Source organism: Lysinibacillus sp. NPDC093688 (assembly GCF_050280145.1).
Taxonomy (GTDB): Bacteria; Bacillota; Bacilli; order Bacillales_A; family Planococcaceae; genus Lysinibacillus; species Lysinibacillus xylanilyticus_B.
Window position 1 is genome coordinate 22,944 of record NZ_JBNNUX010000036.1, and the last position, 20,777, is coordinate 43,720.

At 37.4% G+C, this 20,777-nt stretch carries 16 protein-coding genes; 10 read left to right on the forward strand and 6 right to left on the reverse strand.

The window, feature by feature from the left end; translation table 11 throughout:
- Both ACQKN2_RS20655 and ACQKN2_RS20660 read right to left on the reverse strand, forming a co-directional pair.
- Window positions 1–218, reverse strand: a 218-nt coding sequence (locus ACQKN2_RS20655) for a hypothetical protein (RefSeq protein WP_427416614.1), incomplete at its 3' end; no start/stop codon positions are given.
- 15 nt (window positions 219–233) lie between these two features.
- Window positions 234–380 (reverse strand): hypothetical protein, encoded by a 147-nt coding sequence (locus ACQKN2_RS20660; protein ID WP_427416615.1) that lies wholly within the window; start codon window positions 378–380, stop codon window positions 234–236.
- Between the two features lie 238 nt (window positions 381–618).
- On the opposite strand from ACQKN2_RS20660, the gene ACQKN2_RS20665 reads away from it, so the two are divergent.
- The 5 genes from ACQKN2_RS20665 to ACQKN2_RS20685 all read left to right on the forward strand — a co-directional run bounded on the left by ACQKN2_RS20665 (window position 619) and on the right by ACQKN2_RS20685 (window position 5,054).
- The gene (locus tag ACQKN2_RS20665; RefSeq protein WP_427416616.1) at window positions 619–1,914 is read left to right on the forward strand and encodes a hypothetical protein; all 1,296 of its coding nucleotides are present in this window, start codon (window positions 619–621) and stop codon (window positions 1,912–1,914) included.
- 319 nt (window positions 1,915–2,233) lie between these two features.
- On the forward strand, window positions 2,234–2,371 hold the full coding sequence (locus ACQKN2_RS20670; RefSeq protein WP_427416617.1) for a hypothetical protein: 138 nt from the start codon (window positions 2,234–2,236) through the stop codon (window positions 2,369–2,371).
- A 340-nt stretch (window positions 2,372–2,711) separates the two neighbouring features.
- Window positions 2,712–2,966 carry a FeoA family protein gene (locus tag ACQKN2_RS20675; protein ID WP_427416618.1) on the forward strand — a complete coding sequence of 85 codons (255 nt, stop codon included), beginning with the start codon at window positions 2,712–2,714 and terminating at the stop codon, window positions 2,964–2,966.
- On the forward strand, window positions 2,963–3,688 hold the full coding sequence (locus ACQKN2_RS20680) for a FeoB small GTPase domain-containing protein (RefSeq protein ID WP_427416619.1): 726 nt from the start codon (window positions 2,963–2,965) through the stop codon (window positions 3,686–3,688). Before ACQKN2_RS20675 ends, ACQKN2_RS20680 begins: the two co-directional genes overlap by 4 nt.
- Window positions 3,660–5,054: a nucleoside recognition domain-containing protein gene (locus tag ACQKN2_RS20685; RefSeq protein WP_427416620.1), complete on the forward strand. Its 1,395-nt coding sequence runs from the start codon at window positions 3,660–3,662 to the stop codon at window positions 5,052–5,054. Before ACQKN2_RS20680 ends, ACQKN2_RS20685 begins: the two co-directional genes overlap by 29 nt.
- Window positions 5,055–5,113: 59 nt before the next feature.
- Here the strand turns inward: ACQKN2_RS20685 and ACQKN2_RS20690 are convergent, their stop codons facing one another.
- Both ACQKN2_RS20690 and ACQKN2_RS20695 read right to left on the reverse strand, forming a co-directional pair.
- A complete protein-coding gene (locus tag ACQKN2_RS20690; RefSeq protein WP_427416621.1) occupies window positions 5,114–5,869 on the reverse strand; it encodes a DeoR/GlpR family DNA-binding transcription regulator in 756 nt (251 codons plus the stop codon).
- A 419-nt stretch (window positions 5,870–6,288) separates the two neighbouring features.
- The gene (locus ACQKN2_RS20695; RefSeq protein ID WP_427416622.1) at window positions 6,289–7,713 is read right to left on the reverse strand and encodes a rhamnulokinase; all 1,425 of its coding nucleotides are present in this window, start codon (window positions 7,711–7,713) and stop codon (window positions 6,289–6,291) included.
- Window positions 7,714–7,873: 160 nt separating this feature from the next.
- Between ACQKN2_RS20695 and ACQKN2_RS20700 the strand changes: the two genes are divergently transcribed.
- The 5 genes from ACQKN2_RS20700 (at window position 7,874) to ACQKN2_RS20720 (ending at window position 13,657) form a co-directional block, all read left to right on the forward strand.
- Window positions 7,874–8,551: a class II aldolase/adducin family protein gene (locus ACQKN2_RS20700; RefSeq protein ID WP_427416623.1), complete on the forward strand. Its 678-nt coding sequence runs from the start codon at window positions 7,874–7,876 to the stop codon at window positions 8,549–8,551.
- Between the two features lie 62 nt (window positions 8,552–8,613).
- The gene (aldA, locus tag ACQKN2_RS20705) at window positions 8,614–10,053 is read left to right on the forward strand and encodes an aldehyde dehydrogenase (protein WP_427416624.1); all 1,440 of its coding nucleotides are present in this window, start codon (window positions 8,614–8,616) and stop codon (window positions 10,051–10,053) included.
- A gap of 58 nt (window positions 10,054–10,111) precedes the next feature.
- Complete coding sequence (locus ACQKN2_RS20710) at window positions 10,112–11,188, forward strand: alcohol dehydrogenase catalytic domain-containing protein (protein ID WP_427416625.1); 1,077 nt, start codon at window positions 10,112–10,114, stop codon at window positions 11,186–11,188.
- Between the two features lie 343 nt (window positions 11,189–11,531).
- Window positions 11,532–12,818: an MFS transporter gene (locus ACQKN2_RS20715; RefSeq protein WP_427416626.1), complete on the forward strand. Its 1,287-nt coding sequence runs from the start codon at window positions 11,532–11,534 to the stop codon at window positions 12,816–12,818.
- 59 nt (window positions 12,819–12,877) lie between these two features.
- Window positions 12,878–13,657, forward strand: a complete 780-nt coding sequence (locus ACQKN2_RS20720; protein WP_427416627.1) for an SDR family NAD(P)-dependent oxidoreductase — start codon at window positions 12,878–12,880, stop codon at window positions 13,655–13,657.
- 184 nt (window positions 13,658–13,841) lie between these two features.
- On the opposite strand, the gene ACQKN2_RS20725 is transcribed toward ACQKN2_RS20720, so the two are convergent.
- Together ACQKN2_RS20725 and ACQKN2_RS20730 are read right to left on the reverse strand one after the other, a co-directional pair.
- The gene (locus tag ACQKN2_RS20725; RefSeq protein ID WP_427416628.1) at window positions 13,842–18,242 is read right to left on the reverse strand and encodes an S-layer homology domain-containing protein; all 4,401 of its coding nucleotides are present in this window, start codon (window positions 18,240–18,242) and stop codon (window positions 13,842–13,844) included.
- A 649-nt stretch (window positions 18,243–18,891) separates the two neighbouring features.
- Window positions 18,892–20,460, reverse strand: a complete 1,569-nt coding sequence (locus tag ACQKN2_RS20730; RefSeq protein ID WP_427416629.1) for a sensor domain-containing diguanylate cyclase — start codon at window positions 20,458–20,460, stop codon at window positions 18,892–18,894.
- Between the last annotated feature and the right edge of the window lie 317 nt (window positions 20,461–20,777).

The window sequence follows — 20,777 nt, forward strand, 5'->3', positions numbered from 1 at the left end:
TCCACGACTTTGGCTCTTCTATCCACGATTTTGACGGTGCTATCCACGTATTTGACGATGCTATCCATCACTTTGACGAGGCTATCCACGACTTTGACGGTGCTATCCACGTATTTGACGGTGCTATCCACGCATTCGACGGTTCTATCCGTCGCTTCGACGGTTCTATCCGTCGCTTTGATGATTCTATCCGTCGCTTCAGCGGTTCTATCCATCACTTCGATTTCTATCCATCACTTTAACGGTCTATCCACGACTTTAGCTCTTCTATCCACGATTTTGACGGTGCTATCCACGACCTTGGCTGTTCTATCCACGTATTTGACGATTCTATCCGTCACTTCGACGGTTCTAACCGTCTGTTCCTGGAGTCTATCCATTACTTTATAGGCTCTATCCCGCTCTCTAAAAAAAGCGATTTGCTTTCCATTCATATTTTCATAAGTACATAAGACACAAAGTATTTAAAAATTACATATTCAATCTACCTATTCACCTAAAATATACACGAAAAAATCCCGAGATATGATAAAATTGGTTTACCAACATATATTAGGAATTTACCGTATGATTTACCCATCACACTTATCAAAAACCAAATAGGAGGTTTCCCGTATTATGAAAAACAAAAGAAAATTAGCCTTACTAGCCCTAGTTGCGGTCCCTTCACTAATCTATACTGCACCTACTACGTCAGCATCATCTGCTGATATTACTGGACATTCAAAAACTGCTTACATATACGATTATACTTATTACTACAACGCTAACGTTTCGAATGTTGTTCGACTTATTTCAAACATTAATGATACAACAGCTTCGTTCCAATCAGCTTTAGAAGCAGCCAATAAGGCCTACGATGAGTTAACTGAAACAGAAAAACCGTACGTTACGAACTATTCTACGCTGTCAAATCATCGTCAGACGAGAGTTGCGTACCGTAAGCTTGCTGAACAAATTGAAGAGAAATTAGCTTCGGTGGAGTCAACTTCCGTTAATTACTATCAAAACGTTATGGAAACGAAAGATTGGTACAATACGTTAAACGCAGCACAAAAGTCCTTTGTGAGTCCGGAATCACAAAGAATACTGACATCCTATATAACGCCAAATACATCTATCGATAAAGTGGTCAATAAAATCAAATTATTAAACTCATCTCGCATTACCTTCCATCAAGATGTAGCTGATGCTAGAGCTGAGCTAAATGCGCTACGCAGATTCACATACATCTATTTACCTGCTGGCATAGAGCAGATTTTATTAGATGCTGAACAGCAAGTAGTGAAGGATAAGGCGGCAGCTAAGGAAGTAGAAAACGCTATTGCAGCTTTATCGCCTAAAACGTCTACTGCTCAAGATGTACAGGCAGCGAAAACAGCCTTCGAGGCTTTAACACCTGTGCAGCAGCAGCTTGTACCAAATGTCTGGACTTTAGTAGATTTTGTAAACGGAAAATATGATTTACCTAAAGGGCACGGGTCAAAAAAGCCAATTTTATCGGATACTGCAGCCGTACCAGGTAAAACTACAGCTATGACTAAAAATAAAAATACCTATACAGCAAAAATAAACGTTGCCGACACGGAAAATACTAAAGATCGCTTCGTTCTAACAACAAAATCCAATATGACTGTTATTATTCCACCACTAGGAACTCTCCTTAATGAGGATACTGGTGTTATGGAAATTAGCATTACAAAAAAATCGAATCGTATCACGTTCCAGGCAACATTAAATAATAAACCAGTTGAATTTGAGGCGAATATGGAAATCATTATCAATAATTTATCGCCGAATGCCTCCATCGTTCGTAATGACTTTGGCAAACCAGTACCGGCTGATTATACAGTAGAAGGAAATCGTCATTTCATTCAAACAAATTCCTCTGCTTCATTCCAAATCCTCCAGTGACACCTGAATAAAGGAAAAACCATGACCCTCTGCCAATACTTTATTAGTATCAGAGGGTCATGATTTTTTGTTCCGCTATCGCTTCTTCACAGCAGATCCCCTCTTATGAACAATTATGCCTCGGCATAATTGCGTCCGGAATCGGCTTTGTGCTTAGGCCTGCACGAGGGCCGACACGATGTCGGTCATTTCGGTAATGCCACAGGACGTGGCGTTTTTACCGATGCAGGTCAGTTAGCCGTTTTCGCATGGATGCGATGGTTTTAGGCTAACATCCCCTAAGCACTCCTTTCCGATTCCGTGACATCCGCCGGAGGCTTTGGGCCAACACGATGTTGGTCACTCAGTCGTTGCCACAGGACGTGGCGTTTTTAGACTGAGTTCCTCTATTTCAGCGGGTGTTTGGACACCCACTGAAAAGTATCTTAAATCCGCATTCATCTCACCACCTCTATAGGTGGGAGACTTCTGCTGAAAGAAGTTAAAAATTCTATAGGCATCTGTAACGAAAACCCACTTTCCTTAATACATCATAATAAGGACCTTTTCATATCATTACATCAAAAACTTTGCCCGCTTTGTATGCTAAACAACTCCCCTTTTTTCAACATTTCTTTGTCCAACAAAAATGCCCGTCATTCCTTTCATTAGGACGCTCTTTTATCACGTTCTTTCAAAAAGATTTCAGAAAACTATTGACAATTGTCATAAAACAGGGATAATCATTAATAAAGTTTCCTTCAGGAAACAATATGACGTTCGGGAAATATTATTATAGAAAGGAATAAAAAATGCGTATGGAAAAAACATTAAAACCTCTTTCTGAATGCTCGTTTGGAGATTGCTTTTTAATAAAAGAAATAAACATTAAGGGCCCTTTAAGAAGAAGATTATTGGATTTAGGCTTTGTAAAAGGCGCAGAAATCTCTGTTCTTCGCAAAAGCCCTTTAGGAGACCCTGTTGCTTATCGCGTCAGCAATACGACGATTGCCTTACGTAATGATGAAAGCTCTATGATTTTGGGCGAAATTGTTAGGGGGAAAACAAAGTGAGAGTAAATAGAATAGCTTTAGCAGGTAACCCAAATACCGGTAAAAGTACATTATTTAATACATTAACAGGATTGAAGCAACATACTGGGAACTGGCCAGGGAAAACGGTTGTTCATGCAGAAGGATCTTTTGAACACAAAGGAGATCAATATGTACTCGTGGATTTACCCGGGACCTATTCTCTATTTTCCAATTCAGCAGATGAAGAAGTTGCAAGAGACCATATTGTTTTTGACCAACCGGATGCAACGATTGTTGTGCTTGATGCAACATCATTAGAGAGAAATTTAAATCTTGCGCTCCAAGTTTTAGAAATGACTAATAACGTCATCATTTGTATCAATTTAATCGATGAAGCTGAGAAAAAAGGAATCCGAATTGATGACAAGAGATTGGCTCGTGAGCTAGGAGTCCCAGTTGTCAAAATATCGGCAAGAAATAAAAAAGGTATTCATCAATTGCTCGATACATTAAATCAACTCGTGAATGGGCAAATCGTTACAACGCCATATCGTATGACATATTCGAAAGAAATAGAGGAAGCCATTACAAAGATAGAATCAAAATTAGAAGGTTATTTTGATGAAACATATCCATCGAGATGGGTTGCCCTTCGCTTACTTGATGGTGATGAAGAATTGATCTTAAAACTGCAAAATCATAAGGATAATAAACAGCACGAGGTGAGAGCGAATGGAGTCCCAGTCAGTGTTAAATCATAATTCACTTAAGGCTATTTTAGCTGAAGTGAACGAGGTTTCGAATGAGGATATTCGAGATGAAATCGTCAGTGATATTTATACTAAAAGCAAATCTCTATGTAAAAAAGTAGTATCGCAGCAAACTACAATGTACAGATCTGATAAATTAGATGAAATTTTCACATCCCGCATTTGGGGATTCCCTATTATGCTTATCTTGCTTGGAACCGTCTTTTACATTACTATCGCTGGCGCAAACGTACCATCTGATATGTTAGCAAACTTATTTGGCTATTTAGAAGGTAAGCTAACCATTCTTTTTGAAGCAATGCACGCACCCGAATGGCTACACGGTATTTTAATTCTTGGGCTATTTAGAGGTACGGGTTGGGTTATTAGTGTTATGTTACCGCCAATGGCTATATTCTTCCCTATGTTCGCTCTATTAGAAAACTACGGCTACCTACCACGTGTAGCATTTAATATGGACCGTTTATTTAAACGAGCAGGAGGACACGGGAAGCAGTCATTAACAATGGCAATGGGCTTTGGCTGTAATGCCGCCGCTATCCTGTCTACAAGAATTATAGAATCTCCTCGTGAACGAATGTTAGCCATTTTAACGAACAATTTTGTTCCTTGTAACGGGAGATGGCCAACACTTATTTTATTAGCATCCTTATTTATGGTAACTGGTTTTTCAGGTGCAACAGGTTCATTAGTAACAGCGGCTATTTTAATAGGATTTGTTATGTTGGGCGTCGTTGTGACTTTATCCGTTTCCTGGGTTCTTTCTAAAACAGCTTTAAAGGGTGTACCTACCCATTACACATTAGAGCTTCCACCATTCCGAAAACCAAAGTTTTGGGATACAGTTTTAAGAGCAAGTATTGATAAAGCATGGAATGTATTAAAAAGAGCAGTTATCGTTGCAGCGCCTGCCTCTATTTTGACTTGGGTATTCGCCAATATTTACGTTGGTGATACGAGTATTCTAATGCATTTTGTTAACTTTTTAGATCCGTTTGGTCAGGCTCTTGGTATGGATGGCTTTATTATGGCTGCATTTATTCTTGGGCTACCAGCCAATGAAATTGTTATCCCTATCTTAATTATGGCGTATTTATCGCAAGGAGCTATGCTAGAAATTGAGGATTTATCGAAGCTAAAACAAGTATTTATCGACCAAGGTTGGACTTGGCTAACAGCTTTAAACATGATGTTATTCTCACTTCTACACTTCCCTTGCGGAACGACTTTAGTCAATATTTATAAAGAAACAAAAAGTGCAAAGTGGACATTTATGTCATTTTTAATTCCAACTGTTATTGCTATTGGTGTGACATGGCTAACGGCGACAGTTGCTCGAGCGTTTGGTTGGGTATAATGATGGGAGGGGCTGCTTAAAAGCCCCTCTTTTTTTGTTCTTTGAATACACTATGGTATTCAATAAATTAGCTGGACATTATTTGCTTTCAATTTCTCTATCCATTCTGTGGATGGTTTTTTGTCTGTTACAAGAACATCGATGGCACTAAGATCAAAAAGCTTTAAAAATGCTGCTTTATCAAATTTGGTCTGATCTACTAGCAAGAGATTGATCTTAGAATTTTTAAGCATTATTTTTTTCAATTCCGCTTCAGGCTCATTAGATTCCGTAATACCATGTTCAAGCGATATCCCCTTGCAACTAAATACATGAATATCTGCAAAATATCTATCAACAGTAGCCTCTGCAGCAGGACCAATTAAGGAAAGTGATTTTTTTCGTAACTCTCCCCCTGTTGAAATAATTTGAAAGTGTGAATCGCTAAACTCATTTAATATTTTTATGGAATTAGTAATTAACGTTAAATCTTGTTTATCATATAATGCTTTGATCAATTCAAAAGCTGTCGAACTAGGGTCCACCATTAATTTATCCCCATCTTTAATCAGATGATGTATTTTCGAAACTATTGATTTTTTAAAATCTATATTAAGAGAAGTCCTTGTATCGAAAGGTAAGTCCTCTGAGCCGTTTCGGTTTATTACAGCCCCTCCATAAGTTCTTGATACAATTCCTCTTTTATCTAATTTTTCAAGATCTCTTCGAATGGTTTCCTCTGTAACTGAAAATTTTTGACTTAGTTCTGAGACATAAACTTTCTTTTCAATTTGGATTAAATCTATTATTTTTTGCAATCGTTCTTTTGGTAACATAATAAATCCCCATTTTTCTTTTTATTTTCCCCTTCAAAAGTCGAAACTATAATTTTCAAGCAAGAGCGGAGGAAATATCCTCGTTTTGATATGATTATCACTAGTACATCTGATGATTTTTTCACTTTGTTTAAATTGTACTTGGGAAAGAAGACAATTACAAAAATTAGTAACAATACTCGATTAGAAAAGTGAAGAAGACAAAGCGAAAACTCCTTATCGTATCATTACCTAGGTAACAATAACGATACGTGAATTTTCGCTTTTTCATAGTGTATTCTTCTATTTAAACTATTCAACATTCATTCTTCCGTAAATATTTTTGTGAGAGAAAGTGTCTCTCTATACTAAGCAGAGCAGAGGGACATTAATTGATTTAGTAGCACGTATGCTAAGAACGCAATGACTAATTACTACCTTCAAAATTGTGGTTCATATGACTTTAAGGAAACAGACTTTTTTATGACCTGTCTTATTTCTGAAAGAGTTGAGACCTCTCCTAAAGCATATAGTTGAAGCATAATATTTCCTAGTACACTAGATTCAACGGGACCAGCTACCACTTTCTTGTTTGTTACATTGGCAGTCATTTGGCATAATAATTCGTCTTGAATACCGCCTCCAACCATTTGAATCTGCTTTATCTTTTTACCAGTAATACTTTCAAGGTTAAGTAATTGATTGTTAAATTCTTGTGTTAACCCGTTATAGATAGCAATTGCCCACTCACCTAGATTTTCAGGTTTACCTTGTCCTGTAGAGATGCAATAGGAATCGATAGCTTCCATAACATTATCCGGTGATAAGAATAAAGAATGATTTGGATTAATAGAAAAGTTATTATTCGATAACTTCACAGCGTTAATAATATCAACAAAATCTATTTTTTTTGTAAATATTTCATTATAGTGCTTTTTTAATTGTTGCAATAAAAACATGCCATTAATATTTTTAAGAAATCTGATAGTACTTAGTACCCCACCCTCATTGCTAAAAGACTCTTCCAAAGATTTTTCATTGACTATAGGATTTTGGATTTCAAGTCCTAATAAAGACCAAGACCCACAAATTAAATATGCACTATCTTCATGTTCTAAAGGAATTCCAGCAACAGCACTAGCAGTATCATGACTTCCTACAGAGATAACCGGAACCGAATTACTAATACCAATTTTTTTCATATGCTTTTCGTCTAACATTCCATAAATCTCGCCAGGGAAAATGATTTCCTGAAAAAGGTGTTTTGGAAAACCTAATCGTTTAATAATGTCAAAATCCCATTGCTTGCTCTCTACATTCAATAGTTGACTAGTTGAAGCAATTGTATATTCCGTCTTTTTATTTCCCGTTAAAAAATAATTAAATAAATCCGGCATAAACAATAAATGTTCAGCCTGTCGTTTTAGCTCTGGGCTATTTTTGAATTCAGCGAATAATTGATAAACTGTATTAAAGAGTAAAAATTGTATGCCTGTTGTAGAATAGAATTCTTCAAATTGAATTGGCATTTTTGAGGAAACACCTTCCGTCCTAGTATCCCGATAATGGAATGGCCAATGCATAGGTTTTCCTTCTTTATCTAAAAGACAGTAATCAACTCCCCAAGTATCAACTCCGATACTATCAAATCCCTTCATATCCTTTGAAGCTACTTCTAACCCATTTAGTATGTGTTTATACAAAAGTTCAAGATTCCAATGTAAATGATTATTTATTGTAACTGCTTCATTGTTAAAACGATAAATCTCTTCTAAAATGACCTTTTCTCCATCATAACCCCCTGCTATCAGTCTTCCGCTTGATGCTCCAAAATCAAAAGCTAAACATTTTTTGTATTTAGTCATATTAATCTCACCATCCCTATTTCATTTTACTCCACACACATCTCTAAAAACAACACGAAACAACATAAATAAAGAAATGCTTTTTTGTTCATGTTGACAAAACAGAACTAAAGAAATAGAATCAAGCTAAGATTTAGAAATTAGTAAGGAGAGATCTTTAATGAATGTTTCGGAACAAGTATTGAAAGAGCAAATATGCGACTTAGGAAAAAGAATGTATATGAAAGACATGGGGGCTGCAAATGATGGAAACATTTCTGTTAAAATTTCAGAAAATTCTTTCTTATGTACCCCAACAGGAGTTTCTAAAGGGTTTATGACCCCAGATATGATTTGCAAGATTAATAGGCAAGGAGAGATAATCGAGGACAATCTCTTAAATACAAAGCCATCCTCAGAAATTAAGATGCATTTACGTGTTTATGAGGAACGTCCCGATGTAACAGCAGTTGTGCATGCTCATCCCTTATATGCCACCGCCTTCGCTATTTGTGGTATACCGCTTAATAAACAAATAATGCCTGAATCAACTATTTTTTTAGGAGAAGTTCCTATAGCAGAATATGGGACTCCCTCCACAGAAGAGTTACCTAATTCAATCGTTCCTTACCTTCAAAATCATGATGCAATTTTATTAGCCAATCACGGTGCGCTAACTTGTGGTATCGACTTAATGAGTGCGTATTTCAAAATGGAGTCCATGGAATTTTATGCGAAGCTTCTTTATCTAACTTCAGTAATTGGAGAACCAAAGGAGTTAACAAAAGAACAAGTAACAACATTGGTTCAATTACGCGAGGAAAAATTCAAAGTTCCTGGTCGTTTTCCTAATCTCTAGGGGTACACAAATAACTAGTTTTTTATTTTTAAAAATACATTTTGCGGGGAGATGTAAAGATTATGAGAAAATATCAAATGTACATTGATGGGCGATTTGTTAGTTCTAGCTCAGGTGAGCAAACACAGGTCATTAATCCAGCAACGGAAGAAATTATTTCAGAGGTTCCTAAAGGGACTGTGGAAGATGTACGACTAGCTATTGATTCCGCTGAGAAAGTACAAAAGGATTGGGCCAAGCTTCCGTCTATTGAAAGAGGAAGGTACTTGCAAGCAATTTCTAAAGAAATCCGTGAAAATGTTCCAATCTTAGCACGTACAATATCAGAGGAAATGGGGAAAACTCTTTCCCTTGCTGAAACAGAAGTTAACTTTACTGCCGACTATATCGATTATATGGCGGGTTGGGCGAGACGCTACGAAGGAGAAATCGTACAAAGTGATCGACCAAATGAGCAAATTTTTATTCATAAAGCACCGATCGGCGTTACAGCTGGTATTTTACCATGGAATTTCCCATTTTTCTTAATTGCTCGTAAAGCAGCACCAGCTTTAATCACAGGTAATACCATTGTTCTAAAACCAAGTGATTTATCCCCTAACAATGCACTAGAGTTTGCAAAAATCATTGATAAGGTAGGCTTGCCTAAAGGGGTTATTAATATCGTGACTGGTAGCGGAACGACCCTTGGACAAGAGTTAGCCGGCAATTCAAAGGTAAGAATGGTTAGTTTAACAGGAAGCTATAATGCTGGTGCCGCTGTTATGCGAGCAGCGGCAGAAAATATTACAAAAGTATCTTTGGAACTAGGAGGAAAAGCTCCTGCCATCGTTATGGATGATGCGGATCTGGATTTGGCAGTACGTTCAATTGTCGCCTCTCGTGTTATTAATACAGGGCAAGTGTGTAATTGCACAGAGCGCGTTTATGTTCATAAAGACATTGCGGATGATTTTATGAACAAAGTTACAAAGGCTATGTCCGAGGTAACCTATGGAGACCCATTAATTGATAACGAAATTGATATGGGGCCCCTTTCTAGTAAAGAGGCACTGGAATCGGTAGAGAAAATGGTACAGGAAGCAGTTGCTAATGGAGCAACGATCTTGACAGGTGGTAAGCGCTCTTCAAAGGAAAAAGGTTATTTTTATGAACCGACCGTACTTGTAAATGTAAATAATGAAATGGAAATTATGCGTCAGGAAATTTTCGGTCCTGTACTTCCGATTGCTACTTTCAATGACTTAGATGAAGCACTTGAACTAGCTAATGATTGTGAGTACGGTCTAACATCTTCTATTTTCACACAAAACTTAGATGTAACAATACGTGCAAGTAAGGAATTAGAGTTTGGGGAAACGTATGTTAATCGTGAAAACTTTGAAGCTATACAAGGTTTCCATGCTGGATGGAAAAAGTCAGGTATCGGTGGTGCCGATGGAAGGCATGGCCTAGAAGAATATTTGCAAACGCATGTTGTCTATCTTCAAAGTAATTTTTAAATATAACAGTGGATATTTAGTTTTCAGAAAATACAGACTAATAATAAGGAGGATAATCATGTCAAATGTAGCTAGTAAAATGAAAGCGGTTGTATGCCATGGTCCCGGCGAATATTTACTTGAAACTGTGGATGTACCTTCTCCAGAAGCAGGTGAAGTCCTGATTAAGGTAGAAGCCTGTGGTATTTGTGCAGGTGATGTAAAAGCTTGGGATGGAGCCCCTATGTTTTGGGGCGGAGAGGATGGTCAACCTAGTTATGTAAAAACTCCAGTCATCCCAGGGCATGAATTTGTAGGGACGGTTGTCAAAGTAGGTAATGGCGTGACAGAGTTTTCTGTTGGAGACCGCCTCATTTCTGAACAAATTGTGCCTTGTAATACTTGTCGATATTGTAAGCGCGGTCAATACTGGATGTGTGAAAAGCATGATATATACGGTTTTCAATTTAATGTGAATGGCGGAATGGCCGAATATATGAAGTTTCCGGTAAATGCGATTAACCATAAAGTTCCTCATGATTTACCTATTGAGAAAGCTATTCTAATCGAACCGTATGCGTGTTCAATGCATGCAGTAAATCGAGCTAATATTCAAATAGGAGATTTTGTTGTCATCTCAGGTGCCGGAACGCTTGGACTAGGAATGATAGCAGCAGCAAAACTACGAAGTCCTGGTACATTAGTAGTTTTAGATATACGAGACGATCGATTGGAACTTGCTAAACAATTTGGGGCAGATATCGTTCTTAATCCTTCAAAGGTAGATGTAGTGGAGGAAATTAAAAATATGACAGAGGGTTATGGATGTGATGTTTATATAGAAGCAACTGGTGCACCCGCTAGTGTTATTCAGGGCTTACATGCCATCCGAAAGCTTGGGCGCTTTGTAGAGTTTAGTGTGTTTTCAAGTCCGGTAACCGTCGATTGGAGTATTATAGGTGATCGTAAAGAGCTTGATATTTTAGGTGCGCACTTAGGACCATACTGTTATCCAAATGTTATTAACGGAATTGCATCTGGTGCACTCCCTACTGAGGGCGTAGTTACTCATAAACTTCCTCTAGAAGCGTTTAAGAAAGGCTTTGAAATGGTAAAAAGCGGAGCCGGCTCTTTAAAAGTTATTTTAATACCATAGATCAAAATTGGATTCCTAGAAAAAAACAAAACATTCAAAGGTTAGGAACCTTTTTCATTCTTGCATATTTTTAGCGGAGCTTCTGCTATCGAATACTTCCCCTCTTACAGGAGGCGAGATAAATACGATTGTAGAGTCTTTTTTTGTGAGCAGACGGTAACTAAATCACAGGTCTAAAACTAGAGCGCCACTTCAAATGGTCACGCGGCAATTTATCTGTATGAAGTCGAATCGACAGAAAACAATAGCTAACTCCCCTGCACCCTGCAGGTCCTTGGCACAGTTCAAAATCGTGAGACAATGTTCAAGTCGTAATGATAAAAAGGATTAAGGAGGAAACATTATGAATCGTAGCTTAACTGCATCTCCTTCAAAGCAAATCTTTGGTTTACCAATAGCGTTAATTTGGGGATATATAGCCATTGCCTTCTTTATGACCGGAGATGGAATTGAACAAGCGTTTTTATCAAAATATATAGTTGATATAGGATTTTCTACTCAACAAGCCTCATTAGTCTTTACTGTATATGGACTCACTGTTGCCGTAGCATCTTGGCTTTCAGGAGTCTTGGCAGAAATAACTGGGCCACGTCGTACGATGATCATCGGTTTTGTACTTTGGATTATTTTCCACATTGGCTTTTTAACATTAGGCCTTGAGCAAAAAAACTTTTCTATGATGCTGATCATGTATGGGATTCGCGGAATTGCCTATCCGATGTTTATTTACGGCTTTGTAGTTTGGATTGCATATGCCGCTCCAAAACAAAGATTAGCTTCTGCAATGGGTTGGTTTTGGTGTATGTATTCAGTAGGAGTAGGAGTCTTTGGTACATATCTGCCAAGCTTTTCAATTCCTGCAATCGGATTTATGGGTACATTATGGTCGGCAATTCTCTTTATTGCCATTGGCGGCTTGATGGCGATGTTTTTAATAAAAGATGACTTTAATAGTTATAAGCAAAATACAACAAATGAAGGACCACTACAAGAATTACTAAAAGGAATTACAATCGCGAAAAACCCACAAATCGTTATCGCTTCAGCCGTACGTATTATTAACCAAATCTCCCTCTTTGGTTTTGTCGTTATACTACCGATTGTTTTTACAGAGCAAATCGGATTTACGATGTCCGAATGGCTTCGTATTTGGGGAGCTGTTTATGCAACAACTATTTTTACAAACCTAATGTGGGGTATTCTTGGAGATAAACTTGGATGGGTTAGACAGGTAAGATGGTTTGGTTGTATAGGTATGGCTATCGCTACATTAATTTTTTACTATTTACCAATATCCTTTGGACCAAATATTTGGGTTGGAATATTTGTAGCTATATTCTTCGGAATTGCAATTGCTGCATTCGTACCAATGTCAGCTATTTTCCCAACACTGGAACCATCTCATAAAGGTGCAGCAGTGTCTATGCACAATTTATCAGCAGGTTTAAGTAACTTTGTTGGACCAGCAATTGTAACAGTAGTTGTGCCGATCGCTGGTGTTGAAGGTGCTATATGGACACTTACTATATTATATATAGTTGGCTTTATACTGACATTCTTTATGAAAGTCGATCAAAACATTAGCAAATCAGCTGCAGATGACAATCAATCAATCGAAATTGCACATTAAATTTAGATGTATCCCTATTAATGAAAGCGGTAACATCAAATAAAAGGAAGTGTAAATATATGAGTATTTTAAATAGATTTAGTCTTAAAGATAAGGTGTCTATTGTAACTGGAGGAGCAATGGGATTAGGAAAAGCAATGGCTCTTGCTTTAGCACAATCTGGTTCTCATATTGTCATAGCCGATTTAAATCTAGAGGAAGCCCAGAAAACAGCTGATCAATTCAAGCGTGATGAAGGAATAGACACTCTTGCGATCAAAATGGACGTAACCAATGAACAACACGTCAATAATATGGTAACCAAGGTGTTGAACCATTTCGGTAAAATAGATGTTTTATTTAATAACGCTGGCATCACAATTCATGAAAAAGCCGAAGAGATGTCATTTGAAGATTGGAATAAAGTCATCAATATCAATTTAAATGGAGTTTTTCTAGTATCGAAAGCTGTGGGCAAAGTAATGATTGACCAAAAAAGAGGATCTATCATAAATATATCTTCTATGTCTGGCATCATTGCTAATACCCCGCAACGCCAATCTTCCTATAACGCATCCAAAGCAGGCGTGATTATGCTTACGAAGAGTTTAGCAATGGAATGGGCAAAGCATAATATAAAAGTGAATACAATTGCTCCTGGATACATGAAAACAGAGCTGACAAAGCCGTATTTTGAACAAGGTGGGGACATGATTGATACTTGGATGAACCTTACCCCAATGGGTAGACCTGGGACACCGGATGAATTAGGTGGTATTGCGCTATATCTAGCATCAGAGGCTTCTTCCTTTGTTACAGGAGGCGTGTTTACTGTGGATGGTGGGTATACTGCGCTGTAGTTAGAGGTTATAGGAAATATTTATTGGGAATCGATATCTTTAAAAAATTCATATGATGAATTGAAATTAACTCCCTATAGGATACAGATATTATCAATTAGCAAAAACCTCTCGTGCTATCTACTATTTGATGTAAAAAAAGCTAGAGAATTCGACATAAGAATTCTCTAGCTTTGCTTCTTTTTTATGGTTTTGGTGTATATTGAATTTCCACATATTGTTTTTGGGTATGGCCTGTACCATTTGTCTCTTTTTGATAAGCCCAGACAATATTTCCATATTGATCTTTTGTGAATAAGAATACTCTTTGACCCGTTTTAAACACATTCTTAATTCCTGGTTCAGTAGACGGATTGGCTACAAGAGGTAAAATTGCACTACCATCTGCTGCTTTTTTTACTGATCCTTTACCAAATGATAATATCCCATTATCGGCTGGTTTATTATTTTTAACACTATCTAATATTAATTTCGGGTCTAATGTTGTTTTATTCGCAGCAGTAACCGCATAGAAGTATTCTTGGTTTAATTCAAGCAGTGTCAGAATATTTATAGAAACATCCATTGTTGTTGAATTATATTCTGATGGTACGCCACCAACATTGCCTGTTAAGCTAGCATAACTCATCGTGTTATATGCATCTTTGCCTGGGTAAACATACTTACCAAAGTCATCTATATCAAACTTATTACCTTCAAAGTCTGAAATAATGTAGTCGCGTGCTTCATCTTTCATCTTAACGGTAAATGTTTTATCCGCCGTACCTGAGCCAGTTGGTTTAATAATTAATTGGCTTTCATCAGTTGTTTTTGTACCTTGTGTATACTTAACAAGCTCATATTGAGAAGTTATATCTTGATCGGACTCGTCAGTAATTGTTAATAAACTTAGATCTTTAATTGAAGAAACGCTATTTTCATCACGCATGATGGCTTCACTGAAAGTAATCGTAAATGTATTATCTGGATTACGATATACAATATTACGTTTCTTTTCTTTATCAACTGTCATTTCAATACGTGGTGGTGTGCCATCGGAATAGAAGTCTTGTTTCATCCAACCATCATTTGATTCATCTTGAATTCCATCTTTAGCCTTATAAACAGTAAAGTTACCATACGTATCCTGTGCACCTAAATAAACAACGTATTCGGTATGTGGTGTTAAAGTAACTCCTGGCATATCTAAAGTTCCTGACGCGCCTTTTCCACTTTTTGTGACTGAAGGACTTGATTTAAGTTTGTCTTCTAATGTTTTTCTTTCTGCTGCCGTGTCAATAGTTAGCTTTGCATCCGGATTATCTGTTCCATCAGCGTTTTTCTTTGGCACGAACCAGTAATGAAGCTTTGTTGTCTCATCTGTATTGAAACTTACAGTGGCTTTCGTATCATCATAACCTTTAGTAGTACCAGACTTCACTGCTATCTCGGTAACTAATGGTGCTCTTGAGTCCCCAAATATTTCTTTAGAAGCTATTTTAGAAAGATCACCGCCACGGTCTTTTAATATCATATGAACCGAATAGCTTATGAATGGATTTAGTTTATCTTTATCAATAACAACCGGGAATTTCTTTGTATCCGCTTCTAAGTCCGCCGGACCAGAGCCAATTTCAATATAAATATTTTTTCCACCTATTTGGAAGTATCCTGATTTTAATGATGATTCAGTCGCAAACTCATTATAGAAATCTCTCTCCGTAATGCCTTTATCTTTTAAATATTGTTCAAATGTTTTTGTTTCTCCATTGTCTTCGACCGTATCAGGTAACACCATGTAATAGTACGTACCTGCTTTATTTGGCTTAAACTCTACCTCAGCTCGTTTATATTTGTCATCTTGGTCTGGTTTCCCAACAACATTTAATGCTAGAATCTTCGGTGGAACATAGTTTTCATGCACATATTCTGCAAAGTTTCGAACATTTTTACCAGCTTCAACAGTATTAGCATTTTCAAATTCATTGTCTGCTAAATCCTTAACACCCGGTAATACTGTTACACGTAATGTATCTCCATAGACAAAACCGGTTTCAGATGGAATGGTTAATAATACTTTTTTATCGCCTTCCTTATACTCTACAGCAGAAGGTTTTATTTTTTTCTGACCTGTCATATTGACGATAACTGTTCCTGATAAATCATAGTTATTTACATTTCGTGCGCTTTCAGGGTCTAATGCTTCATTTAAATAAATGTAGAATTGATTTTCCTTTCCAGCGGCAGGCTCAAGCTTCGTCTTTTCAACGAATGGATTGATATTATCAAGTTCTCCCGTTGTAAATCCCTTCACTACAGCAGGATCTTTTGAATAATTCCCTGAGTCATCCTTCATCACTACATAAAGCTGGTAGTCCGTTTTAGCCTCTAAACCTGTTAACATGTCAGCAATTGCAAGTTTCCCTGCAACTGCCTTGCCCTTACCTGTTGGTTTAGCAACAATGTCTGCAGTTGTTGGATCGGCTGCTGACGTCTTTTTACGTACGTAGTAGTAATAGTCTCCTGGTTCACTTGCTGTAAATGTAAACTCTGCACGCTTTCCGCCATGTAGAGGGTTTACTTTTAAATCTTTAACAACTGGCGGTGTTCCATCTTTCATTTGGAATGATTGTGATTTAATATCCGAAACATTTTTCGCTCCATCAACAACCATCACATAAACAACATATTCTTTTTTCTCACCTAAATTAGAGATTTTAATAGTGTTTTTGCCATTCACTGCTGCGCCTGTTCCATTTGCAATATTGTCAGTAGAAATCCGATTTACCATTTCTTTTTTCGTTGGTGCATCGGCGCCTTTTTCACGAACAATATAGTAGTAAGTTCCAACTTTATCTGAAGTGAAATCTACCTGTGTTTCACTACCACTTAAAACTGTTACATTCGTAATGTCGATTAACGGTTTTGTTTTATCAGCTGGGTTTTGTTTATCAATATCGTCTTTATCAACTGGTTTACCGTCTTCATCTACTATATTACCGATATTATCTTTATCCTCTAAGAAGTCGTCGAAGATATTATTTGGCGATTCGCCCTTCGGTATAATCACTTTGTCAATATACGTGTAATCCCCAATATCAACCCATCCGTATACATTATCAACATACAGAACACCTACACGACCATCTATATACAGCTCTAAATCTGTAAAGCTATTGTAGTTAATCCAGTCGATATTGCTATCTCCGTAAATTGTCAGCTTCGTTTCTGTATCCAGGTTTAGTGTGCCGATATTTCCTTGAATCTCAAATTCACGAACAGTCCCGATGATGTCTACACGTGGTAGCTTCATATTTGTTTCGATTTTTGTACCGCTTTGAGAGACAACTAGGCGTGATACAGTGCTGTTATAAAATTCAATATGTTTTTCAACATTTTTCATCGTCACTTTATCTTTAGACCAGTTCTCAAATGGCTTGTTTTTATCAGGATTCTTGTTAGAATTCTGATCTGTCCAATCTTGAAGATCTTTTGCTGGACCATTATTGGATGAGGACGAGCCTTCATCATTTGGATTATCTGGATTAGACCAGTTGATAAATGCAGTATTGATGCTTGCTATAGGGCCAAGAGATAATGGCTTATAGTAGGAAAAGCCTGATTGTAAAGGTGGACGTACCGTTTCGTTGACAAGCATTGTACCAGTCAATGTAATATTTGAGAATTCAATATAGTTCCCATTAACAACGATTGTCGCGCCGAAGGACTTACGATCGCCATTGAACTCTAAAAATCTTGAGCTCGTCCCACTAGCATTCAATGTAAGCTTTGATACAGAGCGAATGGTTTTTCCTGAAAGGTCCCCTTCAATAAGCGCGTCTTTTAATACTGGCGCATTATCTTCGTTAAAAACATGCGAGAGACTGCTTGGTACTGAGTATGGATCACCATTTATGTAGACAGTATCATTCTCAACATTTGTAATTTTGAAAGATGTGGCATTGCCTTTTTTCTCTTGTGAACGCACAATAAAGGACGCAAATTGTCCACGTGTAACCGCATTATGTGGTGAGAAAGTGACAGACGTTGTCCCTTCCGTAATCTTTAGATCTACCAAACTTTGGATATAGATAGCGTTGCTCGTTTGGCTAGTTACATCTTTGAAACTATTGTTGTAATTAGATGCTACCTCAAATTTAAAGCCAAGCACTAAAATTTTCGCTAATTCCCCACGTGTCATCACTTCATTCGGCATAAATGTTCCGTTTGAATAGCCAGACATGATTCCTGCATTTTGTAAGGCCGCTATATACTTGTAGTATTCACTACTTTTTGGAACATCTTTTAAGTATGGATCTTGTACATTTTTCAAATCTAATTTTAAAACGGTTGCCAGCATTTTTGCCGCCTGACCACGTGTTACACTTTGATTTGGTCGAAACGTTTTGTCTGCATACCCATCAATCGCACCTTGCGTGTATAATTTTAAAATATCGTCATAATGACTTGAATATGGGTCAACATCCGTAAATGGTGAAGAAGCCGCTGCTGCCTTTTGTGGTGGCACTACAACAGCAATCCCACTAGTAGCAAAAACAGTTGCTATAAGTGCTTTGTTCACTTTTTGGATTTTTGTTTTATCCATCCCACTCTTCCTTTCATCTATGTATTTGATACGTTCAAAATATCATTTTCATCATACTCTTTATATCGACAGGTAGATAGTGAACCTTCATAGATAAACCTAAATTAATGGAAGAAAATCGTTCACAAAATTAGGTAATAGCATGAAAAGTTCATTATCAAAAGTTAGAGATGAGACACTGGAACACCGCGAAGCGACTCAGTCGGAACGGAAATCAGCTCCACGTTATTGTGATGAATTCATTTTTATATGAATACTTCGAAGATTTATCGGAACAATTTTAGCTTTTATCGGAATATTTTCCCGTTTTATCGGAACAATTTCAATTTTCGACACCCCCAGGTCTCAGTCATCCAAACCATTCTACTTTTCCTTAACCCAACATAAAAAAGCCAAGGAGCATCGGTGCTCGCTTGGCTTTTAACAATATATAGGCATACATCTAGACGTACTTGTGATGTCATAAGGGAAAGGGGGATAACCTTGCATCTTGTCAAGTCGATCAAGAGATGTGTCCCGAGTTTACGTATCATTTGAACATGTTTGATAAGTCATATGGGGAATGACTTAAAAGTAGCTTGCCCAAATGATCGTTGCATTAATCATGTACCCCAAAATTAGAAATGTATGCTTATTTTTTAAAAATTTTTTATTTATTTTCTTGCTTTGCTACTATGACTTGATTTCGTCCTGCTTGTTTTGCAAGATACAGCGCACCATCCGCTGCTTCAATTAACTTTTCTGTCGTGGCGGCCATTTGTGGATACACGGCAACACCTGCAGATAATGTAACTGGACGACCACAAGGACTTATAGTATGCGCCAAAATATCGCGTAGTTGCTCTGCCACCTGTGCCGCTTCCTCAGCTGTAGTAATTGGCAATAACATCACAAATTCCTCACCACCGTAGCGACAGCAAACATCTCCCTCACGAGCAACAGCTTTCATATTTTGAGCTAAAAATTGTAAAACCTTATCACCAACTGCATGACCATACGTATCATTTACACTTTTAAAATGATCTAAATCGAGCAGAATAAGGGCATGTGGCAACTTGTTCTCAAGCCACTCCGCTAGCATCGCATCCATTGTGCGACGATTGGTTACACCTGTTAACGGATCTGTTGTAGATTGATCTTTAAAAAAGGACACCTGTCCCTGTAAAAATGTTAAACTCCGAATGAGAGCACTTTTAAGATAATGCGCTTCAAAATACCAACTACGTACAGATTTCAAGCCTTCTACATTTTTCGAATCCATGCTCTCCTCTGTTAAAGTAGCTAATTGCTGTAAGGGATTTGCAATACGTGCTGCCGCCCAAAGGACAATTAAAATTGAAATTAGCATAATCGGAATGGATTTTATAGCAACTTCCTGTACTCTATCAAACGAAGGAGCTAATGCTATATCTAACGGTCTTTGGGCAACTACTCCCCAACCCGTTAAAGGTACGGTACTAAAACCAGCAAGCATTTCTACTCCTTTAGTATTCACTACTTGAAAAGCACCACTTTTCCCAGAAACTACCGATTGGACAACTTTATTATCAATAGCGATATCATTAACGCGACTTGGGTCCTGATGATAAATAACGCGCCCGTCCGAATCAACTACATACACATATGACCCATCATGATAATAATGCTCTCCGAGTAATTCATTAAAAACATTTCGTTCCTTTAAATAAATTGTCCCAGCTACCATTCCTAAATATTCATTTGTCTCTGAAAATATAGGAGATGATATAAAAATAAGGAGGCGCCCGGTAATTCCCTTATAAGGCTTTGAGACAAGAGGCTTCTTTTTAGATAAAGCTTCCTTCGCTCCAACAGATGTTAACACTGCACCTTGTACCTCTTCAGATGGTGGTGAAATAGATAATACAAGACCTTCTGCATTTGTGATCAGCACAGAGTTAAACATGTCATTTTGCATTTTCAAACGCTCTGTTTCCTGAGTCAATGCATTGTTATCATGCATTTTTGTTTTTATCGAACCGGCGCTATATCCTAAAATCTGAAAAGATTCTTCTAGATAGGAACTAGCGGTTGTTGCTAATTTTTGTGCATAGACTCGATTCGTTTCAAGCGTATTCTCTTTAATCGAGTCAACGTTCATTCGGTAACCACTCCAAATACTGCCAATACTTGTTAAGATAAAAGCAGCTATCGCAACTCCCATGATTAAATACTTTAACTTTATCTGTTTTGATTTCATTTTCTATCTTTTACCCCTAGTTTATAATTTCCTCTATTATTCTATTAAAACACAAAAAAATTCTTATTAAGAAAATTTCGTATAGTAAGAGTGAAATATTTGTCAAAATAGTGCTTCTCAAGGCCCCCTTATAACAAAAGTAATATAGTAGGCTACACCCCAAGACTCGAGATGACATTTGTTAAAACTTACGCTTTGTATATTAGTTGATTGGAGTGGAGACTGGGCGACTCCTCGGGGATTAGCAATAGAGGAACGAAGGCTAAAAGCATCACATCCTGTGATAACGCCTTCGTGACCAACATCGTGTTGGCCCG